At 65.1% G+C, this 22,219-nt stretch carries 13 protein-coding genes; 8 read left to right on the top strand and 5 right to left on the bottom strand.

The annotated features are described in order from the left end of the window. Positions 1–575 precede the first annotated feature (575 nt). The 3 genes from LWE61_RS11320 to LWE61_RS11310 all read left to right on the top strand — a co-directional run bounded on the left by LWE61_RS11320 (position 576) and on the right by LWE61_RS11310 (position 4,894). On the top strand, positions 576–1,214 hold the full coding sequence (locus LWE61_RS11320; RefSeq protein WP_234150166.1) for a TetR/AcrR family transcriptional regulator: 639 nt from the start codon (positions 576–578) through the stop codon (positions 1,212–1,214). Positions 1,215–1,272: 58 nt separating this feature from the next. Next, on the top strand, positions 1,273–2,961 hold the full coding sequence (locus LWE61_RS11315; protein ID WP_234150165.1) for a tannase/feruloyl esterase family alpha/beta hydrolase: 1,689 nt from the start codon (positions 1,273–1,275) through the stop codon (positions 2,959–2,961). A 64-nt stretch (positions 2,962–3,025) separates the two neighbouring features. Continuing rightward, positions 3,026–4,894 (top strand): tannase/feruloyl esterase family alpha/beta hydrolase, encoded by a 1,869-nt coding sequence (locus LWE61_RS11310; protein WP_234150164.1) that lies wholly within the window; start codon positions 3,026–3,028, stop codon positions 4,892–4,894. A gap of 99 nt (positions 4,895–4,993) precedes the next feature. Here the strand turns inward: LWE61_RS11310 and LWE61_RS11305 are convergent, their stop codons facing one another. Beyond that, a complete protein-coding gene (locus tag LWE61_RS11305; RefSeq protein WP_234150163.1) occupies positions 4,994–5,965 on the bottom strand; it encodes an alpha/beta hydrolase in 972 nt (323 codons plus the stop codon). Positions 5,966–6,029: 64 nt separating this feature from the next. After that, entirely contained in the window at positions 6,030–7,706 is a 1,677-nt protein-coding gene (locus LWE61_RS11300; protein WP_234150162.1) for a tannase/feruloyl esterase family alpha/beta hydrolase, read from the bottom strand. A gap of 100 nt (positions 7,707–7,806) precedes the next feature. Here LWE61_RS11300 and LWE61_RS11295 point away from each other — a divergent pair, with 100 nt between their 5' ends. Next, on the top strand, positions 7,807–8,856 hold the full coding sequence (locus LWE61_RS11295) for an alpha/beta hydrolase (protein WP_234150161.1): 1,050 nt from the start codon (positions 7,807–7,809) through the stop codon (positions 8,854–8,856). 10 nt (positions 8,857–8,866) lie between these two features. On the opposite strand, the gene LWE61_RS11290 is transcribed toward LWE61_RS11295, so the two are convergent. Continuing rightward, a complete protein-coding gene (locus LWE61_RS11290) occupies positions 8,867–10,072 on the bottom strand; it encodes an ROK family protein (RefSeq protein WP_234150160.1) in 1,206 nt (401 codons plus the stop codon). A 142-nt stretch (positions 10,073–10,214) separates the two neighbouring features. Between LWE61_RS11290 and LWE61_RS11285 the strand changes: the two genes are divergently transcribed. Both LWE61_RS11285 and LWE61_RS11280 read left to right on the top strand, forming a co-directional pair. Further along, positions 10,215–12,935 (top strand): TonB-dependent receptor plug domain-containing protein, encoded by a 2,721-nt coding sequence (locus LWE61_RS11285; RefSeq protein ID WP_234150159.1) that lies wholly within the window; start codon positions 10,215–10,217, stop codon positions 12,933–12,935. Between the two features lie 75 nt (positions 12,936–13,010). Beyond that, a complete protein-coding gene (locus LWE61_RS11280) occupies positions 13,011–15,218 on the top strand; it encodes a beta-glucosidase (RefSeq protein WP_326490635.1) in 2,208 nt (735 codons plus the stop codon). 163 nt (positions 15,219–15,381) lie between these two features. On the opposite strand, the gene LWE61_RS11275 is transcribed toward LWE61_RS11280, so the two are convergent. Then, complete coding sequence (locus LWE61_RS11275; protein ID WP_234150158.1) at positions 15,382–16,974, bottom strand: MDR family MFS transporter; 1,593 nt, start codon at positions 16,972–16,974, stop codon at positions 15,382–15,384. Positions 16,975–17,260: 286 nt separating this feature from the next. Between LWE61_RS11275 and LWE61_RS11270 the strand changes: the two genes are divergently transcribed. Continuing rightward, positions 17,261–19,630 carry a TonB-dependent receptor gene (locus LWE61_RS11270; RefSeq protein ID WP_234150157.1) on the top strand — a complete coding sequence of 790 codons (2,370 nt, stop codon included), beginning with the start codon at positions 17,261–17,263 and terminating at the stop codon, positions 19,628–19,630. Between the two features lie 251 nt (positions 19,631–19,881). Here the strand turns inward: LWE61_RS11270 and LWE61_RS11265 are convergent, their stop codons facing one another. Then, positions 19,882–20,994, bottom strand: coding sequence for a helix-turn-helix transcriptional regulator (locus LWE61_RS11265; RefSeq protein WP_234150156.1), 1,113 nt, complete (start codon positions 20,992–20,994; stop codon positions 19,882–19,884). A gap of 229 nt (positions 20,995–21,223) precedes the next feature. Here LWE61_RS11265 and LWE61_RS11260 point away from each other — a divergent pair, with 229 nt between their 5' ends. Then, positions 21,224–22,186 (top strand): alpha/beta hydrolase, encoded by a 963-nt coding sequence (locus LWE61_RS11260; RefSeq protein WP_234150155.1) that lies wholly within the window; start codon positions 21,224–21,226, stop codon positions 22,184–22,186. Positions 22,187–22,219: the final 33 nt, after the last annotated feature.

The raw sequence follows: 22,219 nt of genomic DNA, 5'->3' as shown, positions 1-22,219 counted from the left end.
ACTGTTATGGAACTACATACGCCGCCCTCCGGGGCGGCGTTGTCGTTTGTGGCGTAGACCACCAGATCCGCCGCGTTCGCGACAACCTCCGCCTCAGGGCCATTGGCGCCGTCGGGACGGACGTTGGTGCAAACCCGCTCTTCACACTCGTCGGTACCCTCGTTAGACCCATCATGATGAGAGTGCGGAAAATCGGGACGGGGCGCGGCTTGCCGGACAGATTCTCCCGTTCCGTCTCGATCACGGCAAGTCGGTTCTTCGTGACCTCGCCGCGATCCACCTGACTGGCGGTGATTTGGGTCACCTTCTAGAAGGTCTCCGTGAAGATCTTCGCATGCTCCTCCGTGAAAAGATGGTGCTGAGCACAGCCATCGCAGCGACCCGAAATCCCATTTGCGATAGAGCCAGACAAGGCGCTCCCCACTCAGGCAAAGCCCTCCACACATCAACGAAGCCCACCCCGACCGCAGGGGCGGTGCCAATTCAGTGGTTTTGTGGCCAGCAGGATTTTGCACATTGCGTACCAAACGCGCTTCCAATATAGACCGATCAATCGGTCTATAAAAAGGATGGGTATGGGCAGGGTTCGCAACGAGGAGGCTGTTGCAGTCCGGCGTGGCCAGATTCTGGAACAGGCGATCGGGCTGATCGGCGAACGGGGCTATTATGGCTTCACCATCCTGGAACTGGGGCGGCGCTGCGGCCTCTCCAATCCCGGCCTGCTGCATTATTTCCCGTCCAAACAAGCCGTTCTGCTGGCGGTGCTCGACTCCCTGCAACTTGCCGAGATCGACGTCATGGAGCCGCTGGCCCAATCGGCCATGGTGGAATTGCAGGGTGACGCGGCGAAGGCCGCGGTGCTCCACATATTGCGCACCATCGCCGTGCGCGCCCATGCCAAGCCCGACACATGCCTGTTCGTTGCCGGGCTGCAATCCGAATCCCTAGACCCTGCCCACCCGGCCCATGAGTGGTGGACACGGCGGGAGGTTGCCGTTCTGGACTTTTACACCGGGATTCTGCGCCCCCATGTCGATGCGCCGTTGCTGGTGGCGCGCGAACTGCTCGCGATGATGGACGGTCTTTTCCTGCAATGGTTGCGAGCGGGCCGGGATTTCGACGTTCTGGCCGCATGGGATCATGCCCTCGCCCGGATCGTGCCGGAACTGCACATGGAAACACTGCATGTGCCAACACCGCCGCCCGAAGACTGACGCGATGCGAGCCGCACAGATAACCTCATTTTCTCTGTCAGATAATCAGGAAAAGCCCATGATTTCCCATCATAAAACCGCTGTTCTGGCTATCGCCCTGCTGGGCGGCTCCGCGCTGTCCCCGACGCTGGCCCAAGTCTCTCCATCGCAAGCGGCGGCCGCGCCGGTGGTGGGCGAGGACGCCTGTGGCCAGCTCGCCAGCCTGCATCTCGATCAGGTCACGATCACCAGCGCCCGCACCCAGATTGCAAGGGCGCCGGTCGAGGGCGCGACGATGCCCAGCATGACGGGCCAGCCCGGCGGGGGTGCGGCGATCTCCGGCCTGCCCGGCTTTTGCCGTGTCACCGGCAGCATCCATCCCGAAGCGGGGTCGGACATTCGTCTCGAGGTCTGGCTCCCCACGGCCAGCGAATGGAGCGGCCGCCTGATGGGCGTGGGCAATGGCGGTCTGGCGGGGTCCATTTCCTATATCGACCTGGCCTCCACCGTGCAGGCGGGGATGGTCGGCGCGGCCACCGATACAGGGCATAGCGGGATTCCGACCGACAGCGGATGGGCGAAGGGCCACCCTGAACGGGTGCGCGATTATGGCTGGCGCGCCATGCACCTGACGACCGTGGCGGCGAAGCAACTGATCCGCAACTTCTATGGCCGGGACGCGGCCCAAGCCTATTTCGCGAGCTGCTCCAATGGCGGGCGCATGGGCCTGATGGAGGCATCGCGCTTCCCGGACGATTATGACGGGATATTGGCGGGCGCGCCAGCGTCGAAGGCGACCAGCCTCATCATGGCGCATATCTGGCTGGCGCAGGTGCAGAAGGCGTCGGGCGCGGCGATCCGCCCCGATCAGGTCAAGCTGCTGCAACAGGAAGTGCTGGCCCAGTGCGATGGCATCGACGGGCGCAAGGACGGGCTGGTCGACGATCCCCGGCTGTGCCGCTTCGACACGGCAAAAATCGCCTGCGGTACCAATGCGTCCGCGCAATGCTTCAGCCCGCCGCAGATCGACGCCCTGAAGAAAATCCATGCCGGTCCGGTGGACGCCACGGGACGGCGGATTGCCTATGGCTTCCCCGCGACCGGCGCGGAAACGGGCATCCCGGTCCCGTTCTTCGGCTGGGAAGGGGCGATCGCAAAGGGGCGCGCCAACGTGCCGATCCAGAGCGCCTTTCCCGACGTCATGCTGAACCTGCCCCCGCAGCCGATCGCCAGCGACGATGACTTTGATTTCAACAGGGATCCTGCCCGCGTCACCGCCGCGTTGTCCGCCGAAGTCGATCCCAACCCCAACCTGACGCGTTTCTTCGCGCGGGGTGGCAAGCTGGTGATGTGGCATGGCTGGGCCGATGCGACCATTCCGCCGCAATATACGCTGAGCTTCCATGAGCAGGTGCTGAAGGCATCCGGCCCCAAGGCAAAGACGCAGATGCGCCTGTTCATGATGCCGGGCGTCCAGCATTGTTTCGGTGGTCCCGGCGCCGCGACCTTTGGGCAGATCGGTGCGCCGCCGAAGGAGGATACCGCCGAACGCAACATCACGACGGCGCTGATCGACTGGGTGGAAAAGGAGCGCGCGCCGCAAACGCTCGTCGGTCGCCTGGGCATGGCGATGCCGGGCAGGCCCGCCACGGGACCGGAAAAGCAGCGGCTGCTCTGCGCCTATCCGGCCAAGGCGGTGCTGAACGAAGGCGCGGATCCCGACAAGGCGACCAGCTATCGTTGCGAAGGCGCGGCCAAGGGTCGCTGACGGCGGCGCCCCCGCGATGGGCGCATCGGGAACCGAAATGCAGAAAATGGCGAGAGGGACGATCATGCGGAACGTGAAGCAGCGGCGGGCAAGCCAGTGGGTGGGTGTAACGGTCGCATTGGCGGGGCTAGCAGGGTGCACCACGGACAAGGCGGTGAAGGGACCGGTCGCCGCCGTCGCGCCCATCGACATTGCGGGCATGTGCCGCACCGATGCGGTGCAGGCGGCGGTAGCGATCCTGTCCACCAAGGTCGTCGTCAAGGAGATACCCAATGGCCCGAAGCTGCCCGGTGGCGTGAATTTCGTCGCGGCGACCGACAGGTTGCCCGCCTATTGCCAGATCAGCGGCAGCTATGAGACGAACCCGCAGACTGGCAAGACCGCCAATTTCCTGGCGACCATGCCGATGAACTGGAACGGCAAATATCTGCAACTGGGCTGTTCGGGCGCGTGCGGCGTGCTGTTGATGAACAATCCGGTCGCACCGCCCATCACCATCACCGCGCAGGGCTATCCGGGGCAGTTGGTGGAGAAGGGCTATGCGACCTTCGGCAATGATCTGGGCCATATCGCCAAGGGCGCGGCGCTCAGCATGAACTGGGCGGTCAGGGGCGCGGGGCAGATCGACGAGGAGGGCCTGACCGACTTCCTCTATCGCGCCGATCAGGTGATGGCGCGCATGGGCAAGGCGTTCACCAGCGCCTTTTACGCCAAGGCGACCGGCGCACCGGCGCGGATCACCAAATCCTATTTCAACGGCTGCTCGCAGGGTGGGCGAGAGGCGATGGTCGCGGCGGCGCGCTTCCCGGAGGAGTTTGACGGCATCATCGCGGGGTCGCCTGCCATCGATCTGGCCGGGATCGGTTTTCAGGTGGGCGGCGCGACAGTCGCCGCCCTGCGATCGGCCGACGCGAATATCACGCAGCAGTTGATGGATCTGGTCGACCGGACGGTGAAGCGGCAATGCGACCCCCTCGACGGCGTCACCGACGGGCTGATCCAGAATCCCGCCGCCTGCAATTTCAGGGCGGAGCGCGACCTGCCGCTGTGCGACGGCAGCAATGCCGGCCAATGCTTCACCAAGGCGCAGCGGGAAAGCGTCTCGGCCTTCCTCTCCGCCGCAACGGATGAGCGGGGGCGGCTGGTCCAGCCCGGCTATACGGTCAGCGAGCCGACATCCGTGTTCGCGCCGGTCAGGCGGCCCGACGACCTCGCCAATCCCGTGCCCTGGGGGGCGGAGGATCCGACGTCCGGCTATTGGGGGCTGGCCGATGGGGTCATCAGCACGCTGGCCCATCGCAATGACCCGTCCTTCCGCCTGCGCGCCATCTTTGCCTATGGCGCGGGGGGTGGCAGTGGCCTCGACGGTTTCCATGCTCTCGTGCCGGAGCGGGAGGTTGCCCTGTCCCGCGCGGTGCTGGGCAGCGGCAGCCCGACGGCGGCGGACATGGCCGGACTGCTCCGCTCCCGCACCAAGCTGATCCTCTATCATAATCTGGGCGATCAGGTGCTGACGCCCTATATGTCGATCAACTTCTACAAGCGTCTGGCGGCATTGCATGGCGGCTATGGCAAGGTGCAGCGCACGGCGCGGCTGTTCACCCTGCCCGGTACGGGCCATTGCGGCATGTCGGGCGTGGGGCCGACCAATTTCGACGCCATCGGCGCGCTGGAGGGCTGGGTCGAGCGGGGCACGGCCCCCAACGCCCTGCTCGCCCGCCAGCTCGACCCGAAGGTCAGCAATGTCATTGCGGGCAAGGTCGACTGGTCGAAGCCCGCGCTGCGGACGATGCCGCTGTGCGCCTTCCCGCAGATGGCCCGCTACAAGGGGACGGGCGACGTCAAGGATGCGACGAACTGGTCCTGCAAGAGCGGCGACACCGCCATGCTGAAGGTCGGTGAAAGCGGGCGGCAGGCCGGCGTGATCGACTGAAAAAAGGGAAGGGGGCGGTGGTTCAGGCCGCCCCCTTCCTTATGCCCGGTTGCTTGGATGGCGAGTGCTTCCCCCATGGGCGGGCACTCGCTTTTTTTGTTACTTGGCGGCGGCGGCGCCCAGGAAACCCTCCATGGAGAGCCACGCGACAAACTCGTTGATGAGCAGAGACGGCGTGGTCCCCTTGCGGCCAACGCCAAAGCCATGGTTGCCACGCCCATAGGCATGGAGCTCCACGGGCCGCTTGGCCTTGAGCCAGCCCTCCACGATCGGAAAGCCCATGGTGGGGAAGACCACATCGTCCACCGCAATGGCGTCGAACAGCGCGGGAGCGTTGGCCGGGACCGGCACGGCAATCTGCGGCCCGTAGATATAGCCGATGAAGGCGGGACGATCCGTGGCCTCCGGCGTCAGCCCGGCGGCGAGGGACGTCATCGCCCCCGCCGAGAAGCCGATCATGCCGACGCGCGCCGGGTCGATCCCCCATTTGGCGGCGTTGCTCCGCACCATCTTGAGCGCGGCCAGACCATCCTCGGTCGATTCCTTGTTCCTCAACGCCTCCGCACCGCTGGCGGGATTGGCGAGAGCGGCGATCAGACGTCGGACGCCGAACATGCGCGCTTCGATCTCATCGGCGGGCGTGGCCACCAGCCGATATTTCAGGACGAACGCCGCAATCCCCCGGTCGGCCAGCGCGCGGGCGACCTGATAGCCCTCCGTCTCGGTCGAGAGGGCGGTGAAGCCGCCGCCGGGCGCGACGATCACCGCCGCGCCGGTCGCCTTGGCCGGATCGGGCAGCACCGGCGCGAGGGTCGGGCGGGTGACGTTGCGGACCACGACATTCTCGCCCTCGCGCGACCAGTTCTCGGTCTTCGCATTGCCCGGCGTGCGTGCGCCATAGAGCGGAATGGCGTCGGGTTCCGGCGGGGCGGTGATGACTTCCGGGGGTTTGCCAAGCTGCTTCATCACGTCCGGCGGGACATCCGGCGTCTGGGCAAAGGATGGCGCCGTAGCGGCGACCATCAGGGCGGAGAGCATCAGGGCGACGGGGGGCAGGGTGCGTGTCATCATGGCATGTCTTCTCTCAAGAAGGAAAGAACGGGCAGGTCGGGTGAGGGCGGCGTGACGCATCGCGTCACTGGCAGCGATAGCTTGCCGCCTTGTCGGGGTCGCCGCCGGGTTGCAGGACGGCGCGCCGGGGCAGGGCGCACAGCAGTCGCTGCGGCTGTGCAGCGGCTCCGCCCATCAGGATCGCCTGGCTGCGCGTGGCGACGAGGGATTCGGGCGCGGCCGCCTTCCCCTCGACCCATGCCTGAAGCGCGGCGACCATGTTGCGGTCGGGGGTTTCCTCCGGCTTGGGTGCGCCCGCCTGTCCAAAGGCGCTGGGGCCGAGGCCGCCCGCGCAATGCTGGACGCCGGGCACCATGAAGAGGCGCGTGCTGTCCTGCGCCCGCTTGCCGGACTGACGCGCCACCGCGGCATGATAGCGCAGCGTCGCCTCCGGCGGGATCGCCGCGTCGGCCCAGCCATGCCACAGGATCAGCTTGCCCCCGCGTGCAAAGAAACGGCGCAGGTCGGCCGGGGCGTCGAGATCGGCCGCGAGAGCCGCCTTCAACCGCGCCGGATCCTTGTCGAAGTCGAAGGTTGTCAGGGATGGAAAGGGGGTCTGGATGAAATTGTCCATCAGGCCGGATGCCAGCCCTTCACCCTCCGAGCGGCCATTGGGACCACGCAACAGATAGCTGTCCCATCCGAAAACCGGCGCAGGCGTGCCGAGTTCGGAGCCGGAGGGGAGATAGCCGCCCGCCAACTGGCGACCCTTGCTGTCGCGCGCGCCGGCATGGATGCGGTTGAGCGCGGCAATCTGTGGCGGGGAGAAGCATTGCGCCGACGAAGAGGTGCTGCAGGCGAGGCGCGATGCATCGAACCGGCACAGGCGGGGGTCGGCGATCAGGCCGTCCCTCTGCCCGTCGTTGCCGTCGCACTGGCGCAGCACCTCCTCCTGCAACAGGCGCGTCTGGTCGCGCCGGATCGCCGCGCCGGGCGCATCCTGCGCCTGCATCGCGCTGGTCATGGCAATGGCGAGGTCGGTCCAGATCGCTGCGGGCGCGCCGGACAGTATGCCGTCATAATCATCGGGGAAGCGGGCGGCCTCCATCAGGCCCTGCCGACCGCCACCGGAGCAGCCGACGAAATAGGATTTGTCCGGCCCGCGCCCATATATGGCGGCGATGATCGCCTTGGCCGCAACGGTGGAGAGGTGGACGGCCCGCCAGCCATAGTCCCGGACCTTTTCGGGATGCCCCTTGGCCCAGCCGCTTTCGGACATGGTGCCGCTATGGCCGGTGTCCGTCGCCAGAGCCGCCTGTCCGGTCCTGATCGCGCCGCTCAGGGTGAAATAGTCGATGCCACCCGCGAAACCGCCGATGCCGATGCCATGCAGGCGGCCATCCCAGCCCTGCAATGGCATCCACAGCTCGAACCCGATATCGGAGTCCTTCGTCGGCCGGATATGCCCCACCACCCGGCAGAAAGCGGGCACATTGGTCGCGACGACAGCCGCCTTGCCATACATGGAGGTGAGACCGGCGGCCGGCACGCGGGCGCGATCCGGCAGGCTGGTGGCCACGCTGATCTCGACATCAGGGAGTTTGAGCGACCCCAGACGGTCGCAGTCCTGCGCCGTCGGGGCGGACAGGGACTGCGATGGCGGCGGCTTTGCACCATCGTCCGCCGCCCAGCCTGTGCCATGACCAGCGGCGCAGGCCGCCATAGCCAGACTAATGCGTCCAGCCGCCAGAAAGCGCCTCATCCATCCCCCCTCATATTATTTCGTCATTCGAAATTAGTGTTTACGATGACCTTGCGCCGGGTACAAGTGGCATTGCAACGACGAACAGGAGGGCATCTGAATGGTGGATTTCACACGGCGCGATATTGCGACGCTGGGGATCATGGCGGCGGGCGTGACCCTTGCGCCGTCGCGGGCGGCGGCGACACGGTCGCCCGGCGCGGCGCTGGCGGATCCCATTCAATATGTGAATCCCGAACTGCGGCCGGCATGGCTGGGCCTGCGCCAATGGACCAGCAACGCCGGCAAGCCCGGCGCGTCTCCCGCTCCGCCGGGCATGGCCATCCCGCGCATGGGGCCGGACTGGATGCCGCGCAAGATTGCCGGCCGGGGCGGCGCGCCCGATGTCGGCATCCTGGTCCATGGCGCAAGGGCGGGCACCTCTCGCCCCGCCATCCTGCACATCCATGGCGGGGGCTATACCGGCGGCAGTCCGATGATTTCCATGGGATCGCTCCAGGCCATAGCCGATGCGATGGATTGCGTGATCGTGACCGTCGACTATCGGCTTGCACCGGCGACCCGCTTTCCCGGCGCGCTGGAGGATAATTATGCCGCGCTGCTGTGGATGCATGGGCAGGCGTCCGACCTCGGCATCGACAGGTCGCGGATCGCCGTGCTGGGCGAAAGCGCCGGGGGTGGCCATGCGGCGATGCTGGCGATCGCGGCGCGCGACCGGGGCGAGGTGACGCTGGCCTTTCAGGCGTTGATCTATCCGATGATCGACGACCGAACCGGCTCCAACGGATGGATGCCGCCGCCCTATATCGACGTGGTCAGCTGGACACCGGCCAATAATGCGCAGGGCTGGACCGCGCTGCTGGGCGTCCCCGCCGGTTCATCGGTCTTGCCAAAGGGCAGCGTACCCGCCCGCATTACGGACGTCAGCGGCCTGCCTCCCACCTATATCGCGGTCGGATCCATCGATATTTTCGTGAATGAGAACATCGCCTATGCGCAGCGGCTGATCGACGCGGGCATTCCGGTCGAACTGAATGTCGTGCCGGGGGCTTTCCACGGATTCGATATTTTCGCGAGCGAGACCGGGTTGGCGAAGCGGTTTCGCGCCCGGTTGGTCGATGCATTGGGCGCGGCTTTCCGCAAGGCGTAAGGCCGCGCGCTCAACTGGCCTGCGCGCCGCCCGGCTGGATGCCGCCGCCCAGATAGGTCTGCTCCAGCGCCAGCGCGGCGGCGCCGCGCCAGCGCCATCCCTCCATCGCGACGCCCACGTCGATGGTCGTGCGCGACAGGATGGTGGACAGGCAATGCTCTTGCAGCGTTTCCATCAGCGGCCCCTTCAGCAGGTCCGCGACTTCCGGCGTAATGCAGCGGATCAGGACGATCCCCGGATCGCGCATGTTGATGAGGTTGGAGAGGGCGACGCCGAGATACCGGCCAGCCTTGTCGAACGCCGCCAGTGCGTCCGCCTCGCCCTCTGCCGCAGCAGCGGTCAGGGCGAGGAACGCAGTTTCGATCTGCCCAAGGTCGAGATTGAGCCTGTCCGGGTCGGACTGGCCTGTCCGCAAAATGCCGCCTGTGGAGGCATAGCTGGTCAGGCAGCCCCTGCCGCCGCAGAAGCAGGCGCGCGCTCCGTCCCCTGTCTGCGCCTTCACATGCGCGAATTCGGCGCTGAAGCCGTTCGCGCCATAGCGGGTGACACCGTCGACATAATCCGCCGCGCCCAGATTGGTCCCCACCTCGACGATGGTGAAGTCATCAAGCGAGTCGTCGCCGAACCAGTTTTCCGCCCGCGCCAGACATTCCACGTCATTTTCCACCGTGACGGGAAGATCGAGCAGGCCGGAGAGCATGGCCCCGACCGGTGTGATGGTCTGTTCCATGGTGGGAACCCAGTGGACGATGCCGTCAGGGCTTTCGATGGTGCCGGGCAGGGCGAGCGCGATCGATACGATCTCCGGGCTATGGGCGGGTCGTACAGCGATGAAATGGCGCAGGTGCACGGCGATCTTGTGCGTCAGGTCCGCGATCCGGCTATAGTGCTCCAGTTCGTAGCTGTGGTGGACCAGCAGGTTGCCGCCCAGATCGACGAGGCTGACCTCCAGCCCGCCTTTATGTCCCACGTAAACGCCGATCACCGCGGCGCTGCGCGGGTTGATCGACAACAGCACATGGGGGCGCCCCAGGCTTTTCAGGGGCCTGCGTTCCTCCAGCAGGAGGTTGCGGGCGACCATGTCGCTCGTCACCTTGGTGATGGTCGCGCCGCCCAGATTGGTGACGCGCGCCAGTTCGACGCGCGAGATCGGTCCCGCGCGGCGGATCATCTTCAACACGGCCAACCGTGTCCGGGCAGCATCGATGCCGCGCACTGGCTTCTCCTTCTGGTTCCGCCCGGCAATAGTAAATTCGACCGCAGAAATAAATATTGACCCTTCAGGAATAACTACTCATACATATGACACACGCGCCGTCATGAGCGGGTCGCGGTAGCAAAAACAAGGGGAGGACGACATGAAAAGCGTCAATATTCTACGGAAGAATCCGGCTGCGCTGTCCGGGGTAGCGCGTCGTGCGATGGCAACGGCGATGGTGTCGATAATGCTGGCGACGCCCGCCTATGCCCAGACCAGGGACAAGGAAAAGGTTCAGGACGCGGTCAGCGACCAGGACATCATCGTCACCGGCACGCTGATCCGGGGGCAGGGGCCGACCGGTTCGGATATCAAGGCGATCACGACGGACGACATCGCGCAACTGGGCATCGCCAACACTTCCCAATTGCTGGGCGCGGTCCCCGCCGACAGCAATTTCAACAGCCGTCCGCAGGTGGGTGGTTTCGGCCAGTATCAGACCGTCAATGCGCCGATCCTGCGCTATCTGGGTGGCGGTGCGGCGGGCAGCAACAGTACGCTTCTGCTGCTCAACGGTCGTCGTATGCCGGGCATGGGCGTCACGCAGACGTCGTCAGACATCGACGCTATCGCGCCCGGTGCGCTCCAGGGTGTCGACATGGTGGCGGATGGCGGGTCCGCGACCTATGGCGCCGATGCGGTCGGCGGCGTGGTCAACCTCATCACCCGCAAGCGTTTCAACGGTCTGGAAGTGGGCGGCCATTTCGGCGGCGCGGACAGCTACCGGCAGTGGGATGTCAGCGTAACGGCGGGCAAGACATGGGATCGGGCGTCCATCTGGGCGAGCTATAATTACGCCCACCATGGCCTCCTGTACAAGGGCGACCGGGACTATCCGCGGGATCTGGACTATACCACCAATCCGCCGTCACCGATCAACCTGAACTGTTCCCCCGGCAATTATCAGGCGGGCGGACTGGTGATCGGGCCGCAGTATCCGGGTGGTTTCGCCTTCCTGCCCATCACCAATTATGGCCTCGTCAACGGCGTTCCGACGCCGGGCACGGTGAACCGGTGCGACCTGTCACGCCGCACCACCCTGCTGCCGGAGGAGGATCGCCATTCCTTCATGGCCGGACTGGACGTGGAATTGTCCGATTCCATCAGCGCCAACGTCACCGGCTATTTCACGCGCCGCCGTGCGCGCAACGATGGCGGTCCGATCATCTATAATGTGACGACCTCCTATCCCGGCCTGCCCAACGGCACCATCTATGGCAATCTGGCCGCGAACAGCGATGGCCGGACGTCACTCGACACCTGGGGGATTTCGCCGGAACTGAAGATCGACTTGGGAAGTGACTGGCGGGCGGTAATCTTCTACAATCATGGCGAAGGACTTGCCCAGTTCATGGGCGGTGCGGTGGACCAGAGCGCGCTTCAGGCGGCCACCAACAATGGCGCCTTCAATCCCTTCACCAACAGCTTTGCCGGCACGTCTGCGGGTCAGGCGGCGCAGACCTATCAGGCGAATTACCGGGCGTTCAGTTCGGGCCGCGACATCATCGACAACGCTCGTCTCGTCATCGACGGTCCGTTGTTCAAGCTGCCGGGCGGGGAAGTGCGCGCCGCAGTGGGCGCGGAGATAATGCGGGAGGAGTTCACGCAGCGTAACGGCACGGCCCTGCTGTCCAACCTGGGGTCCATCGCCGCCTATTCCACCCACCGCACGGTCAAGTCCCTGTTCGGCGAACTGTCGGTTCCGATCTTTGGCCCCGACAATGCCACCGCCGGTTTCCAGTCACTCGTCTTCTCGGCGGCGGGGCGCTATGATGATTACACGGACTTTGGCGGGACGTTCAATCCCAAGCTGGGCCTGACCTGGAAGCCGACGAGCTGGTGGACGCTGCGCGGCAACTGGGGCAAATCCTATCAGGCGCCTTCGCTGGCGTCCAAGGCGGAAGTCATTCCCACCGCCTTGCAGGTGTTTCCGGCCAACACGTTCGGCGCGCCGGGCAATACGGCGGGCAAGTTCATCCTGCTGCTCTACCCCGGCGGCGGCATCAACCTGCGCCCGCAGAAGGCCACGACCTGGCAGATCGGCACCGACATCCGGCCCGCCGCCATTCCGGGCCTGTCCGCCAGCGTCACTTACTATCATATCGACTTCAAGGACCGGATCGCCTTCCCGTCCTTCTTCACCCCGGCCTTCTACAATCTGTTCCCCAACAGCTATGTCCTGAACAGCACCGCAAACCCGCTGACGGCGGCCCAGATATTGAGCTATGTCAGCTCCGTATCGCCCTCCTTGCTGTCCGCGGCCAATCTCCAGACCTATCTGGACGATCCGAGCAAGGTCTATGCGCTGGAAAATGGTCTGTCGCAGAACCTGTCGGAGGTGAAGACGAGCGGGCTGGACTTCACCGTCGAATATAATCACTCGACCAGCTTCGGTTCGGTCTTCGGCGGCGTCGCCGGAACCTATATCCTGACCTACAAGACCCGCGCATCGTCAGCCAGCCCGGTGCAGGGTCTGGACGACAATAATGTGATCCGGCTGCGTACGGCCGCCACATTGGGTGCAAAGGTCGGCGACCTCTTGGGCAAGATCACGTGGAACCGCACGGGCGAATTCCATGTCCTGCCCACGGCCACCAACCTGAACCAGTCGCGCGTCGGGGCCTTCAACGTCTTCAACCTCGCCTTCCAATATGATGTGAAGGGAGAGGGCGCGCTGAAGGATCTGACGATTTCGCTCAACGTCGACAATGTCTTCGACACCGACCCGCCGCATTACAACGGTAATCTCGGTGCCGGCGCCGGCTATTCGGGCTTCACCATCGGACGCTTCCTCCAGCTCGGCCTGACGAAGAAGTTCTGATCCTCTTCCTACCCCTCCCTGATGGCGGGACCATATCCATGGTTCCGCCATTTTTTCATTGACGGAACCCTTGCCATGTCCCTGCCTTCGCTCTTCCCGACCTCACTGGCCACCATCGCGATGCTGCTGGCGGCGGGCGCTCAGGCCCAGTCTTCGGGGACCGGCAAGGGCAAGGCGGAGGACCGCGCCGCCGCGACCGTCCGCAAGATGACGGCCGAGGAGAAGCTGATCCTGCCCAAGGGCATCATTGCCGTGCCGCTGATGGGCATGAAGATGCCGGAAGGGGCGCTGGCGAGCGCGGGCTTCATCCCCGGCGTGCCGCGTCTGGCGATCCCCAACCTGACCGAAACCGACGCCAGTCTGGGCGTCGCCTATATCATGGGCCTGCGCAACGATGGCGGGGCGACCGCGCTCCCCTCCGGCATCGCCATGGGTGCGACATGGGATCCGGGCCTGTTGTTCCGCGCCGGCGCGATGATCGGGTCGGAGGCGCGGGCCAAGGGATTCAACATCCTGCTCGGCGGCGGGGCCAATTTGATGCGCGATCCGCGCAACGGGCGGACGTTCGAATATCTGGGGGAGGATCCGCTCCATTCCGGCCTGCTGGTCGGCGCGTCCATCGCGGGCATCCAGTCCAACCATATCATCTCTACGATCAAGCATTTCGCCGTGAACAGTCAGGAGACGGGCCGGTTCTTCGTCGATGCGAAAATCTCCGAAAGCGCGGCGCGCGAGAGCGATCTGCTGGCCTTCCAGATCGGCATAGAGCGCGGGCGGCCGGGGTCGGTCATGTGCGCCTATAATCAGGTCAACGGCCATCATGCCTGCGACAGCGACTGGCTGCTCAACACCGTGCTGAAGCGCGACTGGCGCTATCCGGGCTTCGTCATGTCGGACTGGGGCGCGGTGCCGGGCACGTCGGCGGCGCTGAACGGGCTGGACCAGCAATCGGCCTGGCAGATCGACACGGGTGAATATTTCGGCAAGCCGCTGGCGACCGCCGCGCGGGAGAATCCGGCCTATGCGGCGCGGCTGGACGATATGAACCGGCGCATCCTGACCGCCATCTACGCCAATGGTGTCGACAAATATCCGGTCAAGCCGGGCGGTGCCATCGACAAGGTGGCGAATGCCGCCATCGCCGAAGAAGTGGCGCGGCAGGGCATCGTGCTGCTGCGTAACGAGCGGGGCGCGCTGCCGCTGGCGACGACGGCGAAACGCATCGCGATCATTGGCGGCTATGCCAATCGCGGCGTTCTGTCCGGTGCGGGTTCGTCGCAGGTGCATGGCGACGGCGGCCCTGCGGTGGTGGTGCCCAAGTCGGGGGAGGGGCCGATCCCGGACCTGATCTCCGAACAATATCACCGCTCCGCGCCGCTGGCTGCGATCAAGGCCAAGGCCCCGCAGGCCAAGGTCGTCTATAGCGATGGCCGTTATATTTCGGAGGCGGTGGCCCATGCGAAGCTGGCCGATGTCGTCGTCATCTTCGCCACCCAATGGGCGACCGAGGGCATCGATCAGCCTGACTTGTCCCTGCCCAACGGTCAGGACGCGCTGATTGGGGCGGTGGCGGCGGCCAATCCGCGCACCATCGTCGTGCTGGAGACGGGCGGCCCTGTGCTGATGCCGTGGCTCGACAGGACTGCCGCCGTTCTTTCCGCCTGGTATCCCGGCGCGCGGGGCGGGGAGGCGATTGCGTCCGTGCTGTTCGGCGAAACCAATCCCTCCGGCCGCCTGCCCGTGACCTTTCCCGCCAGCCTCGACCAGTTGCCGCGCCCTGTTCTGGACGGCGCGGACCAGTCGGTCGAGAGCTTCGACGTCATGACGGGCAGGGGTGGCACGCTGTCGGTGAACTATGACATAGAGGGTTCGGACGTCGGCTATCGCTGGAACCAGCGGCGCAGGCAGAAGGCGCTGTTCCCCTTCGGCTTCGGCCTCAGCTACTCCAGCTTCGATGTGTCCGCCCTGCAGGTGCGCGGCGACCGGGCGACCTTCACGGTCCGCAACAGTGGCGCGCGGGCCGGTGCGACGGTGGGGCAAGTCTATCTCATCAGCCGCAATGGCGATGCGAAACAGCGGCTGGTCGGGTTCCAGCGGGTCATGCTCGAACCCGGCGCGTCGCAATCGGTGAGCGTGACGATCGACCAGCGGCTGCTGGCCGACTGGAAGGATGGCGCATGGCAGATGCCCGCCGGCGACTATGGTTTCGCGCTGGGCGATAATGCGGAGGCGCTCAAGCGGCCGGTGCGGGTGCGCCTTGCCGCCAAACGCTGGACGGACTGAGGGGGCGGGGCGGCGCTTTCGGCCTGACGATTGCCGCCGCCTTTACAGGTCCACCCCGTCCGGGCGCACAGCGGTGCAGGCCTGCCATGGTGCAATCTCTTCAACCGGGCAGCCTGCGCCAGCGGAGAGGGAGGCGTCCGGCCCATCGCGCCGACAGCAAAGGCTACTCCGCGGTTCCCATCGCATTGTTGAGATTGTCCAGCGCATCGTCCCCGGCATGTTCGTCGAGGATGACGACCGGGATGAACAGCGTCACCACCAGCGCGGCCACGACCACCACGATGCCCAGCGCGAAAGTGTTGGTCAGCGCGGTGGCGATCGGCTCGCGCAGGGCGGCGGGCAGCGTGCCGGTCGCATGGCCCGCGCCTTCGCCCATGCCGTGCAGTTTGTTGAAGTCCATGCCCGGCATCACCCGGCTCAACCCGCTGTTGAGATAGCCGGTCAGGATGGTGCCAAAGATGGCGACGCCCATGGTCGACCCGATCTGGCGGAAGAACTGGCTGGCGGATGTCACCACGCCGCGCTGCGCGGCGGGGGTGGCGTTCTGGACGATCAGGCCGAACAGGCTTTGCGCCGGACCCAGCCCGACGCCCAGCACCAGCATCCGCCAGGCCAGATCCGCCTGGCTGGTGTCGGGGGCCATGCGGCTCAGCAGCCACAGGCCCCAGCCCATGATGAGCAGGCTGACGACCAATGTGGTCTTGTAGGCGCCGGTGCGCGCGACGATCGGTCCGGATGCGATGGCGGAGATCATCAGGCCCGCCATCAGGGGCAGGGTCAGCAGGCCGCTGGCCGTCGCCGTGATACCCTGCGCAAGTTGCATGAAGAGCGGCAGGAAGGCGATGGCGCTCATGAAGCTCATGGAGACGAGGAAGGCGGCCAGATTGGCGGTCGAGAAGACCGGGTTTCGGAACAGGCTGACCGGAACGATCGGGTCGGCGGCATAACGCTCCGCCACGACATAGGCGATCAGCGCGGCCGCCGATCCCGCGCCAAGGCCGAGGATCACGGCGGAGTCCCACGCATATTTCTGGCCGCCCCATGTCAGCGCCAGCAGCATCGGCACCACCGCCGCGACGATCAGCAGCGCGCCGGGAATGTCCAGCCGCCCCTCGGCGCGGTGGCCGATGCGGGGCATTCGGAACAGGATGATGAACAGCGACAGCAGGCTGAGCGGCAGGTTGACATAGAAGACCCAGCGCCAGCCCGCGATGACATATCCCAGCCATATGACCGTGCCATGGTCGGTGAAATATCCCCCGATCAGCGGGCCGATGGCGCTGGCAAGGCCGAACACCGCACCCAGCATCCCGCCGATCCGGGCGCGCTGGTCCGGTGGGTAAATGTCCGCGATGATGGTGAAGGCGGTGGTGAACAGGCCCCCGCCGCCTATCCCCTGCACCGCACGGAATATGACGAGCTGGGTCATGCCGTTGCCGAGCAGCGGCAGGTCGCCGAACTCCCCGGAAAGGCCCGACAGCCACGACCCGGCGACGAAGAACAGGATGGAGGCGAGCAGCACGGGCTTGCGGCCGATCAGGTCGCACAACTTGCCCCAGATCGGCACCATGACCGTGGATGTCAGCAGATAGGCGCTCGTCACCCAGGAATAGAGTTCGAGCCCGTTCAGGTCGGCGGCGATGCGTGGCATGGCGGTGGACACGATGGTCTGGTCGAGCGCGGACAGCAGGAAGACGATCAATATGCCGATGATCGTATAGCGTCTTTCCGTTTCGCTAAATTGGATAGTATTCACGCGACCCTCACCCCTGTTCCCCCAATATCGTGCGCGATGCTGCTGTTACCCGGCGGAGCATAGGGGTCAATATCTGCGGCGTCTGCGTCGATTCTCATGTCGGACCCTGACGCGCAACCGGTCTGGAAAGCGACCCCCGGATGGGGTGGGGGCGCGCCCTTTGCCTCATAAAACGGTGAAGAAAATGCACCCCATCTGGGGGGATTTCGCCCAACGATAAGCTGATAGAGGCGTGAAAATTGTCGGAGTCAATAAATGCTGCGACGGTTTCAGGGGAGGAATATCCATGTCTTACAGAATGTTCGTATTGGCCGGGGTCAGTCTGGCGTCGCTCGCCGTGCCCGCCATGGCGCAGGAGCAGGCCGCCGATAACGAAATCATCGTTACCGCGCGTCGCCGTGAGGAAGACATTCAGGATGTCCCTCTCGTCATCAACGCCATCACCTCCGCGCAGGCGCAAAAGCTCAACATCCGCGACGCCGTCGACGTGCAGACGCTCGTCCCCGGCCTTCAACTGCGCAATGAATCGGGCGGCATTGGCGGCAGCGCGCAGATGCGCGGCATCCAGTATGATGTGAACGCCGGTGCGGCACCCACGGTCGCCTTCTATCAGAATGACGCGCCCGTGGAGGCGAGCATGCTGCTTCAGGCGATGTACGACATCGGCCAGATCGGTGTCGAGCGCGGCCCGCAGGGTACGCTGCGCGGCGTATCGGCCCCGTCCGGTGCGATCACCATCACCACCAACAAGCCCAACCTCTACAAGATCGAGGGCAATGTCGCGACGACCGCGAACAATATCGGTACGCTGAACGTCAATGGCGCGATCAGCGTGCCGCTGGTCGAGGGCATCCTCGCCGTTCGCGCCGCCGGCATCTGGGAGCAGCAGGAGGTCAACCGCGTCCGCACTTTCGAGCGCGACGGCGACTGGCGCGATCCCTATGCCCGCACCAAGAGCGGCCGGGCCAGCCTGTTGTTCACGCCAGCGGAATGGCTGCGGGTGGAGGGCACCTATCAGAAGATGTGGCGCACCTCGCGCTTCTTCTCCCAATATGAATCCTTCTCGCAGGCCGATCCGACCGCGCCCGCCAGCCCCCGCCTGATTACGGCGGGCAGCCGCGAGTCCATTCAGGAGACGCCGACCCTCGTCGATCAGGTCTTCGAAATCTACAACTGGCGCAGCGAGGCACGTCTGGCGGGCCAATTGCTGGTCTATCAGGGTTCGCGCAGCGAACTGACCGTGGCCAATCGCGCCAATCAGGACAATGCGAACTTCGTCAACGGCGCGGACTATTACCAGACCACCAATACCAATTCTGTCCAGGCCACGCACGAAGTGCGCCTCCAGAACGAAGAGCGTTTCTTCGGCATCTTCGACTATGTGCTGGGATATTATACCCAGACGCAGTTGGCGCGGACCAACCTGACCACGCCGACGCCTATCTATCTGGCCCCGCCGACCCTCGGCGCCGCGCCGTTTTTCGTCAACAGCACGCCGATTGCCAAGACGCAGAACGGCAATCTCCGTCAGGATTCGGTCTTCGGCAACCTGACCGTCCATATCGGCGACGCGACGGAGGTTTCGGGCGGCCTGCGCTATATCAAGTTCCGTGATCCGGGCGGCGTCCTGAACATCGGCGGCGACCTGCGGCAGACGCCGGGCACGCGGGATTCCGGTGTCGTCTATGTCGCGTCGGCCAAGCATAATTTCACGCCCGATCTGATGGTCTATGCCATGACCGGCACGTCGCGCCGCGCGGGTCCGAACGTCACGGGCGATTTCAGCCTCACCAAGTCAGCCTTGCAGGAATCCTTCCAGTTCCTGCCCTCCGAAACCTCGCGGTCGTACGAAATTGGTTTCAAGAGCGCATGGTTCGACCGGCGGTTGAAGCTGAACGTCACGGCGTTCCACCAGACCTTCAAAAACTATCCGTTCCGCAGCTCGTCGGGCGTCTATTATGTCAACTATGCGCAGCCGCCAGTCGGTTCGCCCGCAGGCACGCCGCCCGTGCAGGAGGTGAAGAGCTTCAACTTCGTCTCGCCGGTGCCGGTCGAGGTGAACGGCATCGAGGGTGAACTGAGCTTCTCCGTCACACCGGAATTCAATTTTGGCGTGCAGGGCAGCTATGCCTTGGGCAAGATCAAGGACGGCAATGTCGCCTGTACCGATCTCAACGGCGACGGCGTGCCGGACAGCGTCACCGTCGCGCCGACGCTGGCGGTGTTGCAGGGCGCCGTGGGCGCCAACAATATCGACGCCTGCCGCGTGACGCAGCGTTCGTCCTACCAGTCGCCGTTCACCGCGACGGTGCAGGCCGAATATCGCCGGGGTGTGTCGGAGAAGGTGGACGGGTTCGTGCGCGGGCTGTTCTCCTACTATGGTTCGTCGCAGGGCGACCCGACCTATGCCTTCGACAATATCGGTGCCTATGGCCTGTTGAACCTGTTCACCGGCATCAGCGATGCGAAGGGCAAGTGGGAAGTGACGGTCTTCGCCAAGAATATATTCGAAGTGACGAAGACGCTGACCCGCGAATTCCCGGCCACGTCGGGCTATAATATCGGGCGCACGGCTGCGATCTATACCAGCCCGTACAACAAGATCACGTCGACGCCGCCACGTGAGTTCGGTGTGACGACGCGCTTTAATTTCTAAGGCGTCACCTGTCAGGGCCTGGCCTTGAGATCGTGCGGCCTGTCCGCCGCACGATCGGACGCCCCGGCGCCAGCGGGGTGTCAACGCAATAGGGGGGCTTTATCGCTCAGGGCAAAGCCCGGCGTTAAAGCAGTTCTTGCGGCATCCATGGCCGGATGTCGCGAGGGATCGTGACGTGCCCGGTTCACTCCTCTGCCGGGCACGTCCGGTCTGCCGGATGGCCGTCGCCGCTGTCGCGACGGGGTCGCGCGTCAATCCTTGTGCGCGAGGGCCAGCACGCTGCGCATGACGATGCGGACAAGGTCCGGCATCCCGCCCGCGCCCGTCTTGGCATAGATGATCTTCGAGCATTTCCGCGCGGTTTCGATCTTGATGCCCAGGCTCTCGGCGGCCTGCGCGATGGTCATGCCCCGGCTGACGGCAAGGGCCAGTTTCGCCTCGCTGCGCGACAGGCCGAACAATTGGCTCAATTGTTCGCACCGGTCGGTGGCGTGCCAGCTATCGCCGTGGATATAGGCGATCACGGTCGCCTTTGGATTGGCGGACAGGCGATTGGCCGTCATCGGCAGCAACAGCATGTCCAGCCATGGGTCGCGGTTGAGCGTGAAGGCGCGCGCTCTCGCCTGTGGGTTCTGCGATATGTCTCGGATTCCCGCCAATATGTCGCTCTTCAACGGGTTGGGGCGGATCGCCAGCATCCCGTTCACCCCCTTGGCCAGGACGTTGGAGAGGGTCAGGACGCGGCCCGCCTCTATGTCATGGTCGATGATCCGGCCCTGTCCGTCGAGCGTCATCCACGCGAAATGCAGCCGCCGCATGGCGTCGCCGGTGATGGTGGCGGTAAATCTCTGCTGTTCCAGCGCCACATAGCCGCGCAACGCGCCGCGCAGCAGGGGCACGATCTGTTTCATCAGCATCTCGTCGCGCGGCGTGAACGTGCCGGTGCGCCGCGAAACGCAGAGCCATGCGCCGATCCCGCTCGGCTCCACCACCTTGGCCATCAGACATTCGGTGATGCCCGCCGCCACCACGATTTCATTGTAGAAGGCGCTATATTGGGGCTTGGGCGGATATAGCTCGTCAAAGCCATAGACCCGGCCCTCCTGCATCTCCAGATCACCGAGGAAGTCCAGGCTGGCATGATATTTATGATACACGAAATCGACATTCTCGATGCTCTCCTCCCCTGCGAACAGGTGGACCGCCTCGCCGAGCGGTCGGCCCGGCGCGCTGAAGATCAGGGTGCAGAAATCGGCGTTCGTCGTCGCGCGAAGCTGCGTCAGGAATGTCGACCATAACGGCGTCTCGAACGCGCCGTTCAAGATGGCGGCGATCAGTTCCTCATTGGCGGTGCCGCTCTTCACGCTCGATCCTCTCCGTGATTTCACCCCATATGGGGGTTTGTAAATCCTGCCGTTATGGCAGGCGCGTTGCAAGATAAAGCGCAATCGGTCGCCGCCATCGCGGCACTTGCGTGCGCCTCCGCAATTCGGGAGATACAAGGGTGAGCGATCCAATGGGGACAATTCGGCCGGACGCGGCATCCGCACCGTGCAGCCTTGCCGCCACCGCCGACAGCGGGAATGACGCCCCGTGAGCGTGTCGCATCATCTGGTCGACCCCGAACTGATCCCCGGCCTCGACCTCATCCCGTCGATCGACCTGACGCTGGAGGCGCTGCCCCATATCCGCCAACAGATGCTGGACTTCGCGCAATCGCGGGGCGGCGCGTCCATGGCCGGGGTGACGACGACGGAGGAGTGGATCGCCTCCCCGGACGGCCATGCGGTGCGCGTCCTCCTCCATCGACCGGATGGGCTGGCCCCGGATGCGCCTGCGCTGGTCTATGCCCATGGCGGCGGTTTCCTGCTCGGTTCCGTCGACATGGTGCGGACCGCCAATCAGACCATGGCGCTGGAGGCCGGCTGCCTCCTGCTGTCGGTGGATTACCGCCTGCCGCCCGAAGTGCCCTATCCGGGGCCGCTGGAGGATTGCTACACCGTGTTGAAGTGGGTCCATGACAATGCGGCCGCGCTGGGCGTGGATGCGCGGCGGATCGCGGTCGCGGGGGAAAGCGCGGGCGGGGGCCTCGCGGCGGCGCTTGCGTTGCTGGCGCGGGACCGGGGGGAGGTGGCGGTGATTCACCAGCATCTCATCTATCCGATGCTGGACGACCGGACATGCCGTGCCACGGCCAGCCCCTATGCCGGGGAATTCGTCTGGACGCCGGAGCAGAATCAATTGGGCTGGTCCTGCATGTTGGGCGATCTGTCGGGCGGTGCCGTGCCCGGTCATGCCGCGCCCGCGCGTGCGGAGGATCTCGCCGGGCTGCCACCTGCCTTCATCGCGGTCGGCGCTATCGACCTTTTTGCGGAGGAGGACATGGAGTATGCCCGGCGACTGATGCGGGCGGGCGTGCCGACCGAACTGCATGTCTATCCCGGCGGCTATCATGGCTTCGAACTGGCGGCCGAGGCGGCTGTCACCAAACAGGCGCATCAACTGTCGATCGCGGCGCTCAGGCGGGGCCTGTCGAACAGGGCCATCCTGCCGTAAGCGGCGATGCCGTCAACGGCCCAAAACGGGGCG

The organism is Sphingobium sufflavum (assembly GCF_021403115.1).
GTDB classification, from domain to species: Bacteria; Pseudomonadota; Alphaproteobacteria; order Sphingomonadales; family Sphingomonadaceae; genus Sphingobium; species Sphingobium sufflavum.
Note: the sequence above shows the minus strand (reverse complement) of the source record. Positions and strands in the feature narration are given on the sequence as shown.

Excerpts from the sequence above, each read along its gene's own strand:
- LWE61_RS11280 (WP_326490635.1), top strand. The coding sequence starts at position 13,011 with ATGTCCCTGCCTTCGCTCTTCCCGACCTCACTGGCCACCATCGCGATG.
- LWE61_RS11310 (WP_234150164.1), top strand. The coding sequence starts at position 3,026 with ATGCGGAACGTGAAGCAGCGGCGGGCAAGCCAGTGGGTGGGTGTAACG.
- LWE61_RS11295 (WP_234150161.1), top strand. The coding sequence starts at position 7,807 with ATGGTGGATTTCACACGGCGCGATATTGCGACGCTGGGGATCATGGCG.
- LWE61_RS11320 (WP_234150166.1), top strand. The coding sequence starts at position 576 with ATGGGCAGGGTTCGCAACGAGGAGGCTGTTGCAGTCCGGCGTGGCCAG.
- LWE61_RS11305 (WP_234150163.1), bottom strand. The coding sequence starts at position 5,965 with ATGATGACACGCACCCTGCCCCCCGTCGCCCTGATGCTCTCCGCCCTG.
- LWE61_RS11315 (WP_234150165.1), top strand. The coding sequence starts at position 1,273 with ATGATTTCCCATCATAAAACCGCTGTTCTGGCTATCGCCCTGCTGGGC.
- LWE61_RS11270 (WP_234150157.1), top strand. The coding sequence starts at position 17,261 with ATGTCTTACAGAATGTTCGTATTGGCCGGGGTCAGTCTGGCGTCGCTC.
- LWE61_RS11285 (WP_234150159.1), top strand. The coding sequence starts at position 10,215 with ATGAAAAGCGTCAATATTCTACGGAAGAATCCGGCTGCGCTGTCCGGG.
- LWE61_RS11300 (WP_234150162.1), bottom strand. The coding sequence starts at position 7,706 with ATGAGGCGCTTTCTGGCGGCTGGACGCATTAGTCTGGCTATGGCGGCC.